This window comes from Cellulophaga tyrosinoxydans, assembly GCF_900176415.1.
GTDB lineage: Bacteria > Bacteroidota > Bacteroidia > Flavobacteriales > Flavobacteriaceae > Cellulophaga > Cellulophaga tyrosinoxydans.
Genome location: NZ_FWXO01000002.1, coordinates 191,405 through 207,321 on the forward strand (window position 1 = coordinate 191,405; position 15,917 = coordinate 207,321).

The window sequence follows — 15,917 nt, forward strand, 5'->3', positions numbered from 1 at the left end:
GTGAGCTCAAATTTAGTTATATTTTAGCTTTAAAATAAGTTGAAAATGAAAGTGAATGTAGAAAAAGTAGTTTGGATAACTGGAGCATCATCCGGAATTGGAGAAGCACTTACCTACCAATATAATAGTAAAGGGTATAAAACTATAATTTCTTCTAGAAATAAAGAAGAATTAGAAAGAGTGAAGCAAAAATGCCGCTATCCTGAAAACATTAGTGTATTGGTCATGGATATTTCAAAATTTACTGAAATGGAAGACAACGTAAAATCCGCAATTAATGCTTTTGGCTCGGTCGATATTCTAATAAATAATGCGGGTATAAGCCAACGATCATTGATTATAGAAACAGATTTTGAGGTGTACAAAAAACTAATGGATGTTAATTATTTAGGTACCGTTGCCCTATCCAAAGCTATCTTGCCAGAATTTGTAAAACAAAAAAGTGGACATTTTGTAACGGTTACTAGTTTAATGGGAAAATTTGCATCGCCATACCGTTCTGGATATTGTGGTGTTAAACATGCACTTCATGGTTTTTTTGATGGATTACGAATGGAGCATGAAAAAGATGGCATTGCCGTTACCTTAATATGTCCGGGTTTTGTTCAAACAAATGTGGCGAAAAATGCACTAACCGCAGATGGTTCTACTCAAAATAAAGAAGATGATGCAACTAAAAACGGACTACCAGTTGATACATTTGCTAAAAAAATGATTGCAGCGATCGAAAAAAGTAAATTCGAAGCTTATATTGGTAAAAAAGAAATTATGGGTGTTTATTTAAAACGATTTTTTCCAAGGCTACTGCATAAAGTAGTACTCAAAAGTAATGTTCGTTAACTATTATATTAGAATAGATTTTCCAATTTCTAGAAGATGAAGCTTTTTCTCTTCATTCTCAAATTTTGCTTTTGCAGCTTCATGGTCAATTTTTATATAACCAAAAGTATCGTAATGATACCCTAAAACAGTATCGCATTCCACAAAATCTGACGCCAAAATTGCATCATCTACGCCCATAGTAAAATTATCTCCTATTGGTAATATTGCCAGATCTAAGGTGTAAGTATACGGAATTAGTTTCATGTCCATATGTAAAGCTGTATCACCTGCAATGTAAATGTTCTTATCATCAGCGGTCAATATAAAACCACCAGGTTGTCCACCATATGTACCATCGGCAAAAGAAGAGGTATGAATAGCATTAACATATTTTAGTTTACCAAAATCAAAATTCCAGCTTCCTCCATGATTCATTGGATGGACTTTAAAACCTTTATTTTCATAATATGTTGCAATTTCAAAATTACTCACAATAATAGCATTGGATTTTTTTGCTATTACTTCAACATCTAGAACATGATCTTGATGTGCATGCGTAAGTAAAATATAATCTGGATTTAGGTCTTCTACATTAACAATATCTTTAGCCAGGGAATTACCCGTTATAAAAGGATCCACTAAAATGGTAGTTAACTTTGTTTTAATTAGAAGAGTTGCGTGACCTAAAAATGTAATTTTCATAATTTTAAAAACCTAAATAAGTTCTTTAATTTACTTAAAATTAAACCAAAAACGAACTCCTTTATCTAGTTTATCAATATTTAAAGTAGACTGCAATTGGTTTACTAAACGGTTCATTAAACGAATACCCATTGAGGATCCAGTACGTTCTTCCATATCATCTGGCAATCCAATACCATCATCGGTATATTCAAAGAAACCACCCTTATCTATTTTTCTGATATGAATATAAATTTTACCTTCATCATCTGCATTTGGAAAGCCGTATTTAAAAGAGTTGGATACTAACTCGTTTAAAATTAATCCAAAAGGTATAGCTCTATCAATATCTAATTCTACGCCTTCAGCATCAATAGTAATATTAATTTTATGTCCTCCTTTTTTATAAACAGATTGAATACTATTTACCAAACTTTCAATATAACCTTGCATTTCAATCACAGATAGATCATCATTCTGATATAATTTCTGATGAATTAATGCCATTGCCTTAACACGGCTCTTTCCTTCTTCTAAAGCTTCAATAGCCGCCTTACTTCGTGTGTTTTTAGTTTGCAAGCTTAACAAACTTGAAACCATTTGAAGGTTATTTTTAACTCGGTGATGTATTTCTTTTAAAAGCGAATCTTTCTCCACTAACGAGGCTTCAATGATGTGCTTTTGCTTTACGATAATACGCTGTACTTTAATACTTCTTAAATAGGCATATACAAGACCCGAGAATCCTAAAAGTGTAAATATTAGTGATATATAAACTGTACTGATTTTGCTATCCATTGCGGCTAATTCATCACTTTTACGTTCCAAATTTTCTTTAGACTCTAAATATAATGCCTTAGAATTTTCTAATTCAGACTGCACCAATGCTTCTAATTGTTGACCAATTATTTCTCTTTCATTTAAAGCGATAGAATCTCTTAAGCGTATATTCTTTTTATAATAGAATGATGCGTTTGCAAAGTCTGCCATTTTATCATAATATGCTGCAAATAGCTTATTACGTTTCAATTGGTTCTCTGCATCTAAAAATTTAAAGTCGCGTTCTAATAATTTTTTGGCACTTTCTAATTCGTTTACTTGCAACTGGCATTCGGCAAGGTATAAAGTGTTTTCTATTAAATCTGAAGAATTAGCTCCCATTCTATATTCGTCTATAATCTGTAGACTTTTCTTTAGATAGAAGACAGCGTCGTCAAATTTTTTCAAATCAGCATAGCACTTCCCAATATTGCCAATTATGATTCCTTTTAATAAATTGCCCTTAGTCAATTCATTCTCCGTTTTAATATCTACAACACTATTTAAATAGAGATTTATAAATGATTCAGCACTTTTAAATTTAGTAATTGCCGTTGGCGGATTTTTATCTAACCATAGATAAACGCCAATATTATTATTATATACCGCATTGCCATAAAAATCTTTTGGATCCAAAGTTTTACTTACCTCTTGTATATACTCTTCCATAGCTTTATCAGGAATGCCAAGATTTGAGTAAATATCATAAAAGGTTATATTATCGGTTAAACCAAGTTCTTTTTTTTCTTTTCTAACTTCGGTTTGTTTTCTATAAAGTTTAAGATTTTCGTAGCTATTATCTAATAGTTCTAATAATATTTTCTTCTGCTCTAGAGGTATATCCTTGTTTTTCTGATATAAATTATTTGATAAGGCAACACTTTTTGAAAATTCTCCAAGGTCATATAAAACCTGGCTTTGCATTAACTTATATTGAAAAATTGCGGTTGAATCTTTGGCTATTTCTGCTTGTTTTAAATAGTCCTCTAACGTTTTTTTCCATTCAAAAGGTGAGCTCTGACTATACCTATTCTCCGTTTTAAGAAAAAACTGAAGTCTTTCATTGGCGTTTGGTGAGCTTTGAAATAGTTTGTAAGGATTTGCATCTTCATCCACAATACTTTGAGCAAATGTTGCCGTGATAATGAAGAAGAATAAACAATAAAAAATACTTTTTTTTGTAAACAATTTCAATTGGTTTGATTTAGATAATTCTAATAAAAATAATCTCTTAAAGGATCTTAAAATTAATCTAAAGATTTGCCTGTGGTCAATAGATTTCATTATAAAACCAAACATAACACAAATAGTTTAATCTAATTTAATTATTGTTGTAAACTGAATTGAATATGTGGTGTACAAAAATAACAATCAATTCGATACGCCAATCTATAAAGAGACGAACATTTTCAGAATTTAAAGAAGATTAAATTTTAAAAGACCGAACAATAAATTATTCGGTCTTTATAATTCAATTATGAAAATGATAAGATTTGGGATCTTTTATATTTACATTTCAAAAGTACTATAATGAAGTCTTACTTTTTTTGATTTGTTGTGTATGCCCAAATACTTGTGGTAAAAACTTAAATTATTTTATAATCATGCATTTCATCGAGTTTAAGGCATAAAAAAACCGATTAAAAAAATCGGTTTTTATAATTTGTATGTTGCCCTGAAACTTATGAATTCATTGCAGATATAATAAACTCTTTAAATTCCTTTGAAATTGGAATTAGATTATTATTAATCATAATATCTTTAGAATTTATTGCTTCTATATGATCTACGTTAACAATGTATGATTTATGCGCTCTATAAAACTTATTCGCAGGTAGCTTTTCTAAATAATCTTTAAGTGGAGATCTTACTAAAAATTTCTTATCGATTGTATTTACTTCTAAATATACATTATCAGCTTTAATAAATTGTATATCCTCGAACTGAATTCTATAGTATAGATGTTGTTTCTTTACAAAAATTGAATCTTTTAAAACCGAATTAGACATTGGCTTATCATCACCATTGTCTGGGCTAGAATCGCTACTATCTTTCGCTTTTTCATTATAATTAAAGCTAGATAACGCAATTTCTATAGAAGTATACAAATCTTGCTGTTCAAAAGGTTTCACCAAATAGCCGTTTGGCTTTACTGTTTTGGCATTTTCTACTGTTGCACGATCTGAGTTTGAGGTAACAAATATAAATGGGATATTATATTTCTCACGAATATGCTTTCCTAAATCTATACCTGTTTTATCAGAGGCTAGAATAATGTCAATCAAAACAAGATCTACCTGCTTTGATTTTAATACTTCCTCAGCTTGCTCATATACTATAACATTATCGACAATTTCGTAGCCAATTTCTTCAAGCATTGACTGCATGTCATCCGCAATAATAACGTTGTCTTCAACAATAAGAATTTTAATAGGCTGTTCCAAATTAGGTATGGTTTATTAAGGTTGTGTGATTCAAATCTACGAAAAATTATTAAAACTAATATAAAAGAGAATAGCAAGAAAAAAAGTACTTAGCGCCAGTTTTTTTAATTCTGGATCAAGGCTTTTTGGTTCTATTGTATTATACACTTTTAAAGCGTGAATACAAATAGGAATATAAAGTATTAAAAACAAGTAATTAAGCAATGATGAAGCACTCAAAATAGTAAAAATAAGCATGCTTAAAAATGAACCCACTAAAAGCAAATAATGGTAAAGTTTTCCTTTTTTAAAACCCATTTTAACAATCAAGGTATTTTTATTGGCTTTTTGATCGGAAATATGGTCTCTTAAATTATTCAAATTCAAAACTCCCGTACTCAATAAGCCAATGGTAATTGCAGGCAGCACAGCTAAAACTGTAAGGTAACCAGTAAACAAAAACATTGAACCTAGCACTCCAAGCAACCCAAAAAATAAGAAAACAAAAACATCACCTAATCCTTTATAGCCATATGCAGAATTACCTACAGTATATTTAATAGCCGCCCAAATACTTGCTATTGCTAAAAACAAGAACAATAGAATTGTACCTAATTTATCTTTTCCAAAGGCTAAAAAAAGCAATACTATGGCTAAAATAAGAGAAACTATAACTGCAATGATGATTCCTGATTTGAGCTCAGCACGAGACAATATGCCACTTTGTAGCGCACGTTTAGGCCCTACTCGGTCGTCATTATCAGTACCTTTCACACCGTCGCCATAATCATTAGCAAAATTGGAGGTAACCTGAAAACTAATTGTAGTGAAAACTGCTAGCAGAAAAATAGACCAATTTTGGAAACCATAAATGTTTGCCAATGATGCGCCAACAATAATTCCAGAAATGGATAATGGTAATGTACGCAGACGAGCTGCGTTAATCCAAGCTTTTAATTTACTCAAAACTAGTAGGGATCCTCTATTTTAATTCGCTTGCCATTTTGATAAGATGCAACAAAAGCATCTTCAAAACCCATTTTTACTAATTGGTATCTAAACGATCTAGCTTCCTCGATAGTCTCGAAATTACCTAGGGAGTAAGAATAAAATGGATTCGTCTTTACAAATAATGTATTCGTTAGAGATTCTGAGGCCAGCGTTATATTATTATCTACAAAAGATTTTACTTGTACTGAGTAAATTTTCTCTTTTTCTAAAAACTCTTTAGCCAAATAAAACTCTTTTATATTGCTTAACTCTTCATTCTTTAGCTTAAGATTTTCCATTCTGTTTCTAATGGCATCTAAACTATCCAAATCTGTAACAACAAGATTATTCTTAGATTGCGTTAAATTACTTCTACGTCCTGCATCAAATATATAAAGGGCAAAAATTCCCAAAAGAAAAAAACCTGTTATTCCTGCAAGTACATTTCTCTGAATTTTACTATTTCTAAGTTCTTTGTTTTTATACTTAATCTGATCTAAAAGTCTTTCATTAAGTATTTGAGCTTTATCTATATCTTTATGTAAATCAAGTAGATCGCTTTCTTCAATAAACGGCATATGCAACTTGTTATTAAGGGGTGACTTTTTAATTAAATTCTTAAGGGCTATAAATGTAAAAATTAATTAAATGAAAATAAAAGAATTGACCATTTATTTACTTGAATACCATATTATTATAGATGAACGGCATATACCAGTCTTTACTGTATCAAATAAATACCATCTGGCTTAATTTCAATTTTACGGTCTTTGTAAAGCGTACCTATACTTTTTTTAAATATTTTCTTACTCATTTGTAATGTGGCACTGATTTCTTCTGGCGAAGATTTGTCATGTAGATTCAAATATCCTCCTTCTTTCTGCAATCGCTTGTAGATAATATTTGCTGCAGGTTCTACACTTTCGTACCCAATGGCTTGTAGACTTACGTCAATTTTATGATCAGGTCTTATGGTTTTAATGTAACCTTTAATTACATCGCCTACTCCAATTTTTTTAAACACTTGATTGGAGTAAACCAGACCTTTATGTTTATTATTTATAATTACATCCCAACCTAAATCATTTTGGCGAGTTACAATCAAATCTACTTCTTCGTTAACTTCAACCGTTAAATTTTCATTGTCTAAAAATTTATCTAATTTATTTGAGGCAACTAGTCTAAAAGATTTTTCATCTAAATAACAGTAAACAACATACCATTGCCCCTCTTGCATTCGTACCCTTTGTTCACGAAAAGGAACTAGTAAATGTTTTTCAAGGCCCCAATCCAAGAATGCACCAATATTATTAACCTCAACTACTTTAAGTAATTTAAAGGTATTTCTAATTATATAAGGGGTTAAGGATGTTACAACTGGGCGCTCATCAAAATCTAAATAACAAAAAACATTTAGTTTATCTCCAATTTCATAAATTTCTGGAACATATTTATTTGGCAATAAAACATCATTTCCTTCATCATCGCCCAAAAAAAGACCAACACTAGTATCCCTAAGAATTTCTAATGTATTATAATTACCTAATTCTATCATGCTACAAAAGTACGTTTTAAACTTATATTTTAAATAAAAACTAATGATTACAAGCTTTAACAAACGAAAAAAGCCGTTTCAATAATTTGAAACGGCTTTTAAAAACATCTTTAGATACTATTTGTTATAAACAGACTCTTTTTTAAAGTGTTTAGCTAACATGTAATAAACTACTGCTCTGTGCTTATTTTTGTTAGAAGAACCATATTTTTCTAGGACGCTTTCAATTGCTGGCATCATATCAGCACTTTCTTTCATTCCTAATTTTTTGATAAGAAAGTTGTTTTTAACCGTTTCTTTTTCTTTCATATCACCTCCTGAAACTTTGGAAGCATCTGCATTATATATTGCTGGACCTAATCCTATTGCAACTTTAGTTAATAAATCCATATTAGGCGTTTCTCCAAATTTATCTTTGATATCCGCCGCATACTTTACGATTAATTCGTCTCTTTTACTCATAATTGTTAGTGTTCTTTTAAATGAATATTAATGTGTTCACTAAGATATGAAATCAAAATAACTCAACAAAATTTTATTATTTATTAATCTAGGCGTTTTGATTTCTAATAACTTAGGTTTTGCACTCTTTAAAAAGAACTTTCTTAAGTTATTTTCTAACTCAAACTCATTAGTTGCGAGTTCATATTCCAATTGATAAGTTTTGCATACGTCCTCAATATTTATGGTATGCCTAGTTTCGAAAAAAGTTTCAAAATTTTCAGTATCCTCTTGACCAGGTAAAATTCTAAAAATTCCACCACCATCATTATTAATAACAATAATTCTGAAATCGCTTTTTAAATACCTATTCCAAAGCGCATTACTATCATATAAAAAGCTCAAATCTCCAGTGATTAATAGTGTAGGTTCTTCACAATAAATTGATGCGCCTATAGCTGTTGATGTTGATCCATCAATTCCGCTGGTGCCTCTATTGCAAAATACAGTAATAGATTTATCTATATCAACCAATTGTGCATACCTAACCGTAGAACTGTTTGCTAAATGCAATTGATACTTTTCAGGTATTAATTTGGCCGTGATTGAAAATGCCAACATATCTGAAAAAGGAATATTTTTTACATAATTATCTCTCCTTTGCTCGTAGCCCAATTTAACTTTACTCCAAAAGGGATAATAATCACTTTTTACACTAACATGATTTTTAAAAAGTGAAGCAAAAAAAGTATTCTCTGAAACCTTAAAATGTTTTGTTAGGCAAAAGAAAGTATCATAGGCCTTTTTATTATTAACATGCCAATGATGTTTTGGCTTGTATTTACGCAAAAAGCTTTTAATTTTTTTTGACACAATTAATCCCCCAAATGTCAATAAGATATCTGGCTGTAATTGCGTAAACAATTCTTCTTTATGACTTGACTTTTCTATTGGCGCAATTAAACTATCAATGCTTGGAAAAAAATTAGGATGATGCAAGTTTGATGTAGTTTCTGTTAAAACTACAACGGAATCATCATTCGCAAGTACCTCCAAATACTTTTGCTCTACACTATTTGGATTATTTACACCAACTAAAACTAATTTTCGCGGGGCAGAATTCCATAAGGACACATAATCATCTAAAGTATTTAAAGACTCCTCTACTGGTTTAAGTAATTCATTATTCTGTTGTTTGTTTGGAGAGAGCGTAGTACCATAAAGTGGCTCTTCGAAAGGTATGTTTATATGTACAGGCGCACTACTAAAAATGGCTGTTTTAATAGCCTTCTCCAGCTCTTGGGTATTAAAAAGTTCTACTGCTGCTTGTTGCGTTTCTATAGGTATTGTGTCAGAAATTAAACCCTTACCTTGATTTTTAATTGTTTCCGTTGCGTGAATAACATCTAACTTTAAATTAACTGAATAGCCAATATGTCTATCAAAAACATGATCTTGGCGTATGGTTTGACCGTCGCCTATATCTATTTTATAAGATGGCCTGTCTGCAGATAAAACCACCAATGGAATATCACTATAAAAAGCTTCTGCGATTGCGGGATAATAATTTAAAAGCGCACTACCCGATGTGCATAAAACGGCAACTGGTTTTTGCTTTTGTTGCGCCATACCTAAGGCGAAAAATGCAGCACAACGCTCATCTACAATACTGTAACAATTAAAATAATTATTTTCGGTAAAACTAATGGTTAATGGAGCATTTCTAGATCCTGGAGAAATTACAATATCTTGAATCCCATATAACTTGCAATAATGTGCAACGGTTTGTGCTGATGGTATTGTTGAGAATTTCATTTATTAATTTTAACTAGATTTTTAGTCTAATAGTACTTTAAGCATTGTTTTACTTTTTGCCACTGTCTCTTCCCATTCTTTATTTGGAATGGAGTCTTTTGTAATTCCTCCTCCAACATAAATATAAGCCTTATCTTGTTTTACTTGCATACACCTTAGATTAACGTATAAAGAAGAAGTGTTTTTAATTGTTTTATAAGCCTGATTTTCTTTGTTTCTGCGATTTCCAGATCTAAATTGTTCTTCTTTAAAATTTAGCTCCCCTAAAAACCCAGTATAAAATTCTCGATTATAATTCTCATGAGCTATAACAAATGCTTTTGTTTCTTTTTTAGGTAGACCACATACCGCAGGAGTTGGGTGCAATGCCTTAATTATAGAATGTATTGCATTATTATTCATAATACCAGAAACCGAGGTTCTTAGATGCCATAAATTACCAGCTCTAACGGATGTTGTTTCAGATATTTTCAATTGTTTTACCTCTGGTGCTATTGCTTTGGAAATATATGAAGTTACAAGTGCTTGTTCTTCTAACTCCTTCATGCCCCACTCTGGTGATTCATTACCGGTATATTTTTGAGTTCCTGCAAGTGACATGGTTTTTAGTTGCGAATTCTCTGCTCTAAGCAGTATTTCTGGGGTAGCACCTAACCATAAGCCTACTTTTGGATGATACCATAAATAACAAAAAGCATTATCATAATTGGCAAGTAACTCTTGAAATAATACAAAGGCTGATTTTTTAATTCCTACTTCAATTTTTCGAGATAAAACTACTTTTTTAAAGGCATTATTCTTTATCGCATCAATGCCTTTTTTAACAAGATTTATATGAAATTCTTTAGAGCGATCATCTTCTTCTACCTTAATTTCAGATGGTTCATTAGTTGTTTTAGCTTCTTCATATACCACTATTACCTTTTCATCAATCTGCATGAATATAGTTGGTTCATCGGCATTAAATGGAGCAAAAACAAATCCGTTTTTAGTATATTCTTGCACGTAATGTAGTGCATCATCATTTTGAAATAATCCAATTACATTTTGCTCTAAAGGTTTTCTATAAAGCACAAAAGGTTTTAAAGCACTGAATTGTATTTCAGCTTTTTCAATTAATTTTTGAAACATATTACTTTTTGGGTAATGCGATGGTTGTAAGTTTACAAACAGATATTAAATTGTCATTTGCATCTGTTATTTTAATATCCCATAGTTGTGTTGTTCTACCTTTGTGAACAATCTTAGCTTTCGCAAAAACATAACCTTCACGAATACTTTTCACATGATTTGCAGAAATTTCAATACCTCTAATGGTAACCTCTTGTCCATTAAGAAAAATATATGATGCTGCACTACCAACACTTTCTGCAAGTGCTACCATTGCTCCACCATGCAAAACACCATCGGGCTGATATACTTTTGGTCCTACAGGCATTCTACCTATTAAAAAATTTTCTCCTACATCTACATAGCTAATATCTAAAGTTTCCATTAATGTACCCTTGCAAGTATCATTACAAATCTTTAGTATTTTCTCTTTAAAATCGTCCATGAAATCTTTTTATGTAAAATTAAGGATTCCAATAACAACAAAAGGCATATTGTAGGCTTGAAATTAATTATTCTTATTAATTTCAATACTTTTAATTATTAAACCTATAGTAGATAATGAATACTCAAGAAAAGGTGGTTACTTATAAAACTAGCAATACCTATGAAACCCTTAATAAGAATACTAATAGAACAAAACATGTCTGGCTTGTTTTTCATGGTATTGGATATTTAAGTCGTTATTTTCTAAAGTATTTTAAGGATTTGGATCCAGAGGAAAATTACATTATTGCTCCTCAAGCCCCATCTAAATATTACCTGAATGGAAAATATGTTCATGTAGGAGCTAGCTGGTTAACCAAAGAAAATACTGCTCAAGAAATGCAAAATATTAATCAGTATGTAAATGCTGTACTTGAGGCCGAAGCAATATCTAAGGATCAAAATCTAATAGTTTTTGGATTTTCGCAAGGTGTATCTATCGCAACACGATATACCGTTTTAAATAAATTAAAATGCCATATGTTGGTTTTGTATGCTGGTGGTATTCCGAATGAACTAAAAGCTGAAGATTTTACATTTTTAGAAAAGCAAAATACTACTATAAAAATTATTGTAGGTGACCAAGATGAATATTTAAATGAAGAGCGTATGCAATTAGAAACCAAAAAAATTACTTCTTTATTTAATAATAGAGCAGAAATACATATTTTTAACGGAGGACATGAAGTAAAAAAAGATCTAATTAAGCATTTAGTATAGATGAAAATAGAACCAATTATACTAGAGAACTCTTTTGTAAAGCTTTCTCCATTAACCCTACAAAATTATCATTACCTCTACCCTATTACACAACAAGAAAAACTTGTGCAGTATTCCCCATCTGACATAAATTCTGAAGCAGCTTTAAAAAATTACGTTGAAACTTCATTGGTACAGCAAAAGGCAGAAACAAGTATTCCTTTTATCATTTTTGACAAAAGAAATAATACCTATGCTGGCTCTACACGCTATATGAACATTAATTGGAAAAATAAGGTGCTAGAAATAGGCTCCACTTGGATTGGAAGAGAATTTCATGGCTCAGGGTTAAACACACAAATGAAACATTTGATGCTCGACTATGCTTTTAATACTATGAATTTTGAAAAAGTAGAATTTAGAGTAGATGCACGAAATATTGCCTCACGCAAAGCAGTTGAAAAATTAGGTTGCACGTTAGAAGGCATTTTAAGAAAGAATGTATATTTATTAGATGGATTTAAACGGGACACATGTTGTTATGGCCTACTTAAAGAGGAATGGACATAGATTTAAATCATTTTTAGTGTTATAATTGTAATAAAATAACATAGCATTAGGGCTTCACTTGTGCAATTTCAGCATTTGTCATTTTTCTAGCTTCTTCAAAACCTAGAAAATTGTCATCTCCAAATTTTTCAGACCAAAAACCCTCCAATATATTTTCATTTATTAATTTATAAACAACAACACCTTTAAAAGTTTTAGGTCTGTTTCTTAATTCTCCTAAATAAGCAAAGTTTATAACCAGGATATCATCTTTATAGAACCCTCTTCCGGTTTGTGTTTGCTCTCCTCCAATAGTCCAAATTGCATTAACGCGATTTTTACCAGTTGTCATTAATTTTAAAAAACCAGAATACCCAGATTGTTCTTCATCTTGGTTGTAGCCTTTAATTTGATATGTACCTTGTATGTTTTTGATAGCGATTAACTATTTAATGATGGTGATTTTTTAAAAAAATAGTGTAGTATAAAATTATTTTAGACTCCAATTATTCTTTACTTAATTTCGTATCGTAATACGTAATTTTCCGAGTTATATATGAATTATCTGGTGTAATTATCTGCTTAATCCAATTCCCTTTCTCACCGTTATCATACTGGTAAATGTAGTTTTTTATACGTTCTAGTTTACCTGTTTTGGTTTTTAATGCGGTCAGCATACCTAACTTATTATAACTAAAGATTTTTAGTTCTTTTGATTTAAAAGATTTTGTTCTCTCATCATACTCAAATTTATTCTCCGAAATTAATTTGTTCTGATGATTATAGATATGTTCGACAGCCTTATATGGTTTTCCTCCAACAAATTCTTTGGTTAATTCTACGCGCTGTTTATTGGCATTTTTAATTTTTGGCTCCGATACCCTTATTGTTTTTTGCACTTCGCCATCTAAAGTATAGGTGGTTGTTTTTTCTCCATTAATACTTTCATAAGTGAGCAATGTGTTTTCTAAACCATCATCATAATTTCTAAGTATACTAGTAAGATCTCCCTGTTTGTTATAGGTATACTCATACTGATCTAGAAATTCTTTGGCATAAGAAAATATCTTTTCAGTAACAATAATTCCTGAATTTGTGCTATCCTTGGTATATATATTTGCAATGGATGTATTTTTATCAAAACGACCATCACGATAATTCTCTACTCTTTTTTCACTAATCTCACCATTAGAAAACTTGTAATAGGTAATATCATAATCGGTATCATTGTAGCGTGTAACTAATTTGGTAAGCACTCCTTCTTCATTAAAGCTAAACTCCTCTTTACCGTAATCTGTAATCACTAAACATGTTTTTACTTTTCCATGAAGGTCAAAATCAGCAATAGTAAACAGTTTTGCCATTTGGCCAATAGAAGATTCTGTATAGCACAATACAATTAACAAAACAAAAATCCTCGGCATTTTAAAAAAGTAGTTTTTTATCATAGTGCAAATTTAAATGTAATTCCATCAAATTAAAACAAAAGCTATACCAAATAAAAAGAGCGCTCTTAGTAGAGCGCTCTTTTACTATTACTATGTATGTAGTTTATTTAACTTCTTCGAAGTCAACATCTTCAACATTATCAGCTTCTGGAGCACCAGCTGCCGCATCAGGTCCTGGAGCTGCTCCACCTTGTTGTGCTTCAGCTTGCGCTTTATACATTTCTTCTGATGCAACTTTCCAAGCTTCATTTATTTTATCTAAAGCTGGAGTAATTACTGCCAAATCTTTAGACTCGTAAGCCTTTTTAAGTTCTTCTAAAGCTTCTTCGATAGGTTTTTTCTTATCGTCAGATAATTTTTCACCAAATTCTTTCAACTGCTTTTCAGTTTGGAAAATCATTCCATCTGCTTCATTTAATTTATCAGCAGTTTCCTTAGCTTTTTTATCAGACTCAGCATTAGCTTCTGCTTCAGCTTTCATTCTCTTGATTTCTTCTTCAGTTAAACCAGAAGAAGCTTCAATACGAATATCTTGCGATTTTCCTGTTGCTTTATCTGTTGCTGATACTTTAATAATACCATTAGCATCAATATCAAAAGTTACTTCAATTTGAGGAACTCCTCTTTGTGCTGGTGGAATACCATCTAAATGGAAACGTCCGATATTTTTGTTATCTGCCGCCATTGGTCTTTCTCCTTGTAAAACATGAATTTCAACTGATGGCTGATTATCTGCTGCTGTTGAGAATACTTGCGATTTTTTTGTTGGTATTGTAGTATTCGCTTCAATTAATTTAGTCATTACACCACCCATAGTTTCAATACCTAAAGAAAGTGGGGTAACATCTAATAACAATACATCTTTAACATCTCCGGTTAATACACCACCTTGAATTGCAGCACCTACGGCAACAACTTCATCAGGGTTAACACCTTTTGATGGTTTTTTACCGAAGAATTTCTCTACAGCTTCTTGAACAGCAGGGATTCTAGTAGAACCACCAACTAAAATAATTTCATCAATATCACTCTTAGATAAACCTGCATTTTTTAATGCTGTTGCACATGGCTCAATTGTTCTTTTTACTAAATCATCAATTAATTGATTAAACTTAGCTAAAGTAAGTGTACGAACTAAGTGCTTAGGTCCACTAGCGGTTGCTGTTACGTATGGTAAATTAATTTCTGTTTGTGCAGAAGAAGATAATTCTATCTTCGCTTTTTCAGCAGCTTCACGTAAACGTTGTAATGCCATTGCATCATCACGTAAATCTATAGCTTCGTCTTTCTTAAATTCATCTGCTAACCAATCGATAATTTTTTGATCAACATCATCACCTCCTAAGTGTGTATCTCCATCTGTAGCCAATACTTCAAAAACGCCATCTCCTAATTCTAAGATAGAAACATCATGGGTACCACCACCAAAGTCAAATACAACAATTTTTTGATCTGTATCTTTTTTATCCATCCCATAAGCTAACGATGCAGCTGTTGGTTCGTTGATAATACGTTCTACAGTTAAACCAGCAATCTCACCTGCCTCTTTTGTTGCTTGTCTCTGTGCATCATTAAAATATGCTGGAACAGTAATTACTGCTCTGGATACAGTCTGACCTAAATAATCTTCAGCAGTTTTCTTCATTTTCTGAAGAATCATTGCTGATAATTCTTGTGGAGAGTATAAACGTCCATCTATATCTACTCTTGGCGTATCGTTATCACCTTTTACTACTTTATAAGGTACTCGCTTAGCCTCTGTACTAGACTCTGAAAATTTATTACCCATAAAACGTTTGATTGAATAAATCGTTTTATTTGGGTTTGTTACCGCCTGTCTTTTTGCAGGATCACCTACTTTAATTTCTCCTCCTTCTACAAAAGCAATAACAGATGGTGTAGTTCTTTTTCCTTCTGCATTTGGAATTACTACTGCCTCGTTACCTTCCATTACAGAAACGCAAGAGTTTGTAGTTCCTAAATCTATTCCTATAATTTTACTCATTTTATGTTTGTTTAATTATTAGTCTTTTTATTATTCTTTAACAAGTTGACAAACAATATGCCAAGAGACAAAAA

At 31.3% G+C, this 15,917-nt stretch carries 16 protein-coding genes; 3 read left to right on the forward strand and 13 right to left on the reverse strand.

Annotation, left to right across the window (positions count from 1 at the left end; genetic code table 11):
- The first annotated feature begins 45 nt into the window (after window positions 1-45).
- The gene (locus tag B8963_RS07850; RefSeq protein ID WP_084060965.1) at window positions 46-840 is read left to right on the forward strand and encodes an SDR family oxidoreductase; all 795 of its coding nucleotides are present in this window, start codon (window positions 46-48) and stop codon (window positions 838-840) included.
- Between the two features lie 3 nt (window positions 841-843).
- Here B8963_RS07850 and B8963_RS07855 read toward each other — a convergent pair whose 3' ends face one another.
- The 10 genes from B8963_RS07855 to B8963_RS07900 all read right to left on the reverse strand — a co-directional run bounded on the left by B8963_RS07855 (window position 844) and on the right by B8963_RS07900 (window position 11,101).
- Window positions 844-1,524 carry a metal-dependent hydrolase gene (locus B8963_RS07855; RefSeq protein ID WP_084060966.1) on the reverse strand — a complete coding sequence of 227 codons (681 nt, stop codon included), beginning with the start codon at window positions 1,522-1,524 and terminating at the stop codon, window positions 844-846.
- Between the two features lie 30 nt (window positions 1,525-1,554).
- Window positions 1,555-3,510 (reverse strand): sensor histidine kinase, encoded by a 1,956-nt coding sequence (locus B8963_RS07860; protein ID WP_234989631.1) that lies wholly within the window; start codon window positions 3,508-3,510, stop codon window positions 1,555-1,557.
- Window positions 3,511-4,004: 494 nt separating this feature from the next.
- Entirely contained in the window at window positions 4,005-4,766 is a 762-nt protein-coding gene (locus B8963_RS07865; protein ID WP_084060967.1) for a LytR/AlgR family response regulator transcription factor, read from the reverse strand.
- Window positions 4,767-4,802: 36 nt separating this feature from the next.
- Window positions 4,803-5,711 (reverse strand): 1,4-dihydroxy-2-naphthoate octaprenyltransferase, encoded by a 909-nt coding sequence (gene menA, locus B8963_RS07870; protein ID WP_084060968.1) that lies wholly within the window; start codon window positions 5,709-5,711, stop codon window positions 4,803-4,805.
- 2 nt (window positions 5,712-5,713) lie between these two features.
- Window positions 5,714-6,313 carry an SPOR domain-containing protein gene (locus B8963_RS07875; protein WP_084060969.1) on the reverse strand — a complete coding sequence of 200 codons (600 nt, stop codon included), beginning with the start codon at window positions 6,311-6,313 and terminating at the stop codon, window positions 5,714-5,716.
- Window positions 6,314-6,456: 143 nt separating this feature from the next.
- A complete protein-coding gene (locus tag B8963_RS07880) occupies window positions 6,457-7,290 on the reverse strand; it encodes a CvfB family protein (RefSeq protein WP_084060970.1) in 834 nt (277 codons plus the stop codon).
- A gap of 117 nt (window positions 7,291-7,407) precedes the next feature.
- Window positions 7,408-7,752 carry a DUF2853 family protein gene (locus B8963_RS07885; RefSeq protein ID WP_084060971.1) on the reverse strand — a complete coding sequence of 115 codons (345 nt, stop codon included), beginning with the start codon at window positions 7,750-7,752 and terminating at the stop codon, window positions 7,408-7,410.
- Window positions 7,753-7,791: 39 nt separating this feature from the next.
- Window positions 7,792-9,546 carry a 2-succinyl-5-enolpyruvyl-6-hydroxy-3-cyclohexene-1-carboxylic-acid synthase gene (gene menD / locus B8963_RS07890; protein ID WP_084060972.1) on the reverse strand — a complete coding sequence of 585 codons (1,755 nt, stop codon included), beginning with the start codon at window positions 9,544-9,546 and terminating at the stop codon, window positions 7,792-7,794.
- A 21-nt stretch (window positions 9,547-9,567) separates the two neighbouring features.
- Window positions 9,568-10,677 (reverse strand): chorismate-binding protein, encoded by a 1,110-nt coding sequence (locus B8963_RS07895; protein ID WP_084060973.1) that lies wholly within the window; start codon window positions 10,675-10,677, stop codon window positions 9,568-9,570.
- 1 nt (window position 10,678) lies between these two features.
- On the reverse strand, window positions 10,679-11,101 hold the full coding sequence (locus B8963_RS07900) for a PaaI family thioesterase (RefSeq protein ID WP_084060974.1): 423 nt from the start codon (window positions 11,099-11,101) through the stop codon (window positions 10,679-10,681).
- Window positions 11,102-11,217: 116 nt separating this feature from the next.
- Here B8963_RS07900 and B8963_RS07905 point away from each other — a divergent pair, with 116 nt between their 5' ends.
- Both B8963_RS07905 and B8963_RS07910 read left to right on the forward strand, forming a co-directional pair.
- Entirely contained in the window at window positions 11,218-11,862 is a 645-nt protein-coding gene (locus tag B8963_RS07905) for an alpha/beta hydrolase (RefSeq protein ID WP_084060975.1), read from the forward strand.
- On the forward strand, window positions 11,863-12,411 hold the full coding sequence (locus B8963_RS07910) for a GNAT family N-acetyltransferase (protein WP_084060976.1): 549 nt from the start codon (window positions 11,863-11,865) through the stop codon (window positions 12,409-12,411).
- 46 nt (window positions 12,412-12,457) lie between these two features.
- Here B8963_RS07910 and B8963_RS07915 read toward each other — a convergent pair whose 3' ends face one another.
- The 3 genes from B8963_RS07915 to dnaK all read right to left on the reverse strand — a co-directional run bounded on the left by B8963_RS07915 (window position 12,458) and on the right by dnaK (window position 15,843).
- A complete protein-coding gene (locus B8963_RS07915) occupies window positions 12,458-12,742 on the reverse strand; it encodes a hypothetical protein (RefSeq protein ID WP_234989632.1) in 285 nt (94 codons plus the stop codon).
- 154 nt (window positions 12,743-12,896) lie between these two features.
- Entirely contained in the window at window positions 12,897-13,814 is a 918-nt protein-coding gene (locus B8963_RS07920; RefSeq protein ID WP_234989633.1) for a hypothetical protein, read from the reverse strand.
- A gap of 127 nt (window positions 13,815-13,941) precedes the next feature.
- Window positions 13,942-15,843 carry a molecular chaperone DnaK gene (gene dnaK, locus B8963_RS07925; RefSeq protein WP_084060979.1) on the reverse strand — a complete coding sequence of 634 codons (1,902 nt, stop codon included), beginning with the start codon at window positions 15,841-15,843 and terminating at the stop codon, window positions 13,942-13,944.
- Window positions 15,844-15,917: the final 74 nt, after the last annotated feature.

Bases quoted from the DNA above. Each gene is read 5' to 3' on its own strand.
- B8963_RS07920 (WP_234989633.1), bottom strand. From the start codon at position 13,814: ATGCCGAGGATTTTTGTTTTGTTAATTGTATTGTGCTATACAGAATCT.
- B8963_RS07895 (WP_084060973.1), bottom strand. From the start codon at position 10,677: ATGTTTCAAAAATTAATTGAAAAAGCTGAAATACAATTCAGTGCTTTA.
- B8963_RS07880 (WP_084060970.1), bottom strand. From the start codon at position 7,290: ATGATAGAATTAGGTAATTATAATACATTAGAAATTCTTAGGGATACT.
- B8963_RS07915 (WP_234989632.1), bottom strand. From the start codon at position 12,742: ATGACAACTGGTAAAAATCGCGTTAATGCAATTTGGACTATTGGAGGA.
- B8963_RS07855 (WP_084060966.1), bottom strand. From the start codon at position 1,524: ATGAAAATTACATTTTTAGGTCACGCAACTCTTCTAATTAAAACAAAG.
- B8963_RS07900 (WP_084060974.1), bottom strand. From the start codon at position 11,101: ATGGACGATTTTAAAGAGAAAATACTAAAGATTTGTAATGATACTTGC.
- B8963_RS07850 (WP_084060965.1), top strand. From the start codon at position 46: ATGAAAGTGAATGTAGAAAAAGTAGTTTGGATAACTGGAGCATCATCC.
- B8963_RS07875 (WP_084060969.1), bottom strand. From the start codon at position 6,313: ATGCCGTTTATTGAAGAAAGCGATCTACTTGATTTACATAAAGATATA.
- B8963_RS07905 (WP_084060975.1), top strand. From the start codon at position 11,218: ATGAATACTCAAGAAAAGGTGGTTACTTATAAAACTAGCAATACCTAT.
- menD (WP_084060972.1), bottom strand. From the start codon at position 9,546: ATGAAATTCTCAACAATACCATCAGCACAAACCGTTGCACATTATTGC.
- B8963_RS07910 (WP_084060976.1), top strand. From the start codon at position 11,863: ATGAAAATAGAACCAATTATACTAGAGAACTCTTTTGTAAAGCTTTCT.
- dnaK (WP_084060979.1), bottom strand. From the start codon at position 15,843: ATGAGTAAAATTATAGGAATAGATTTAGGAACTACAAACTCTTGCGTT.
- B8963_RS07885 (WP_084060971.1), bottom strand. From the start codon at position 7,752: ATGAGTAAAAGAGACGAATTAATCGTAAAGTATGCGGCGGATATCAAA.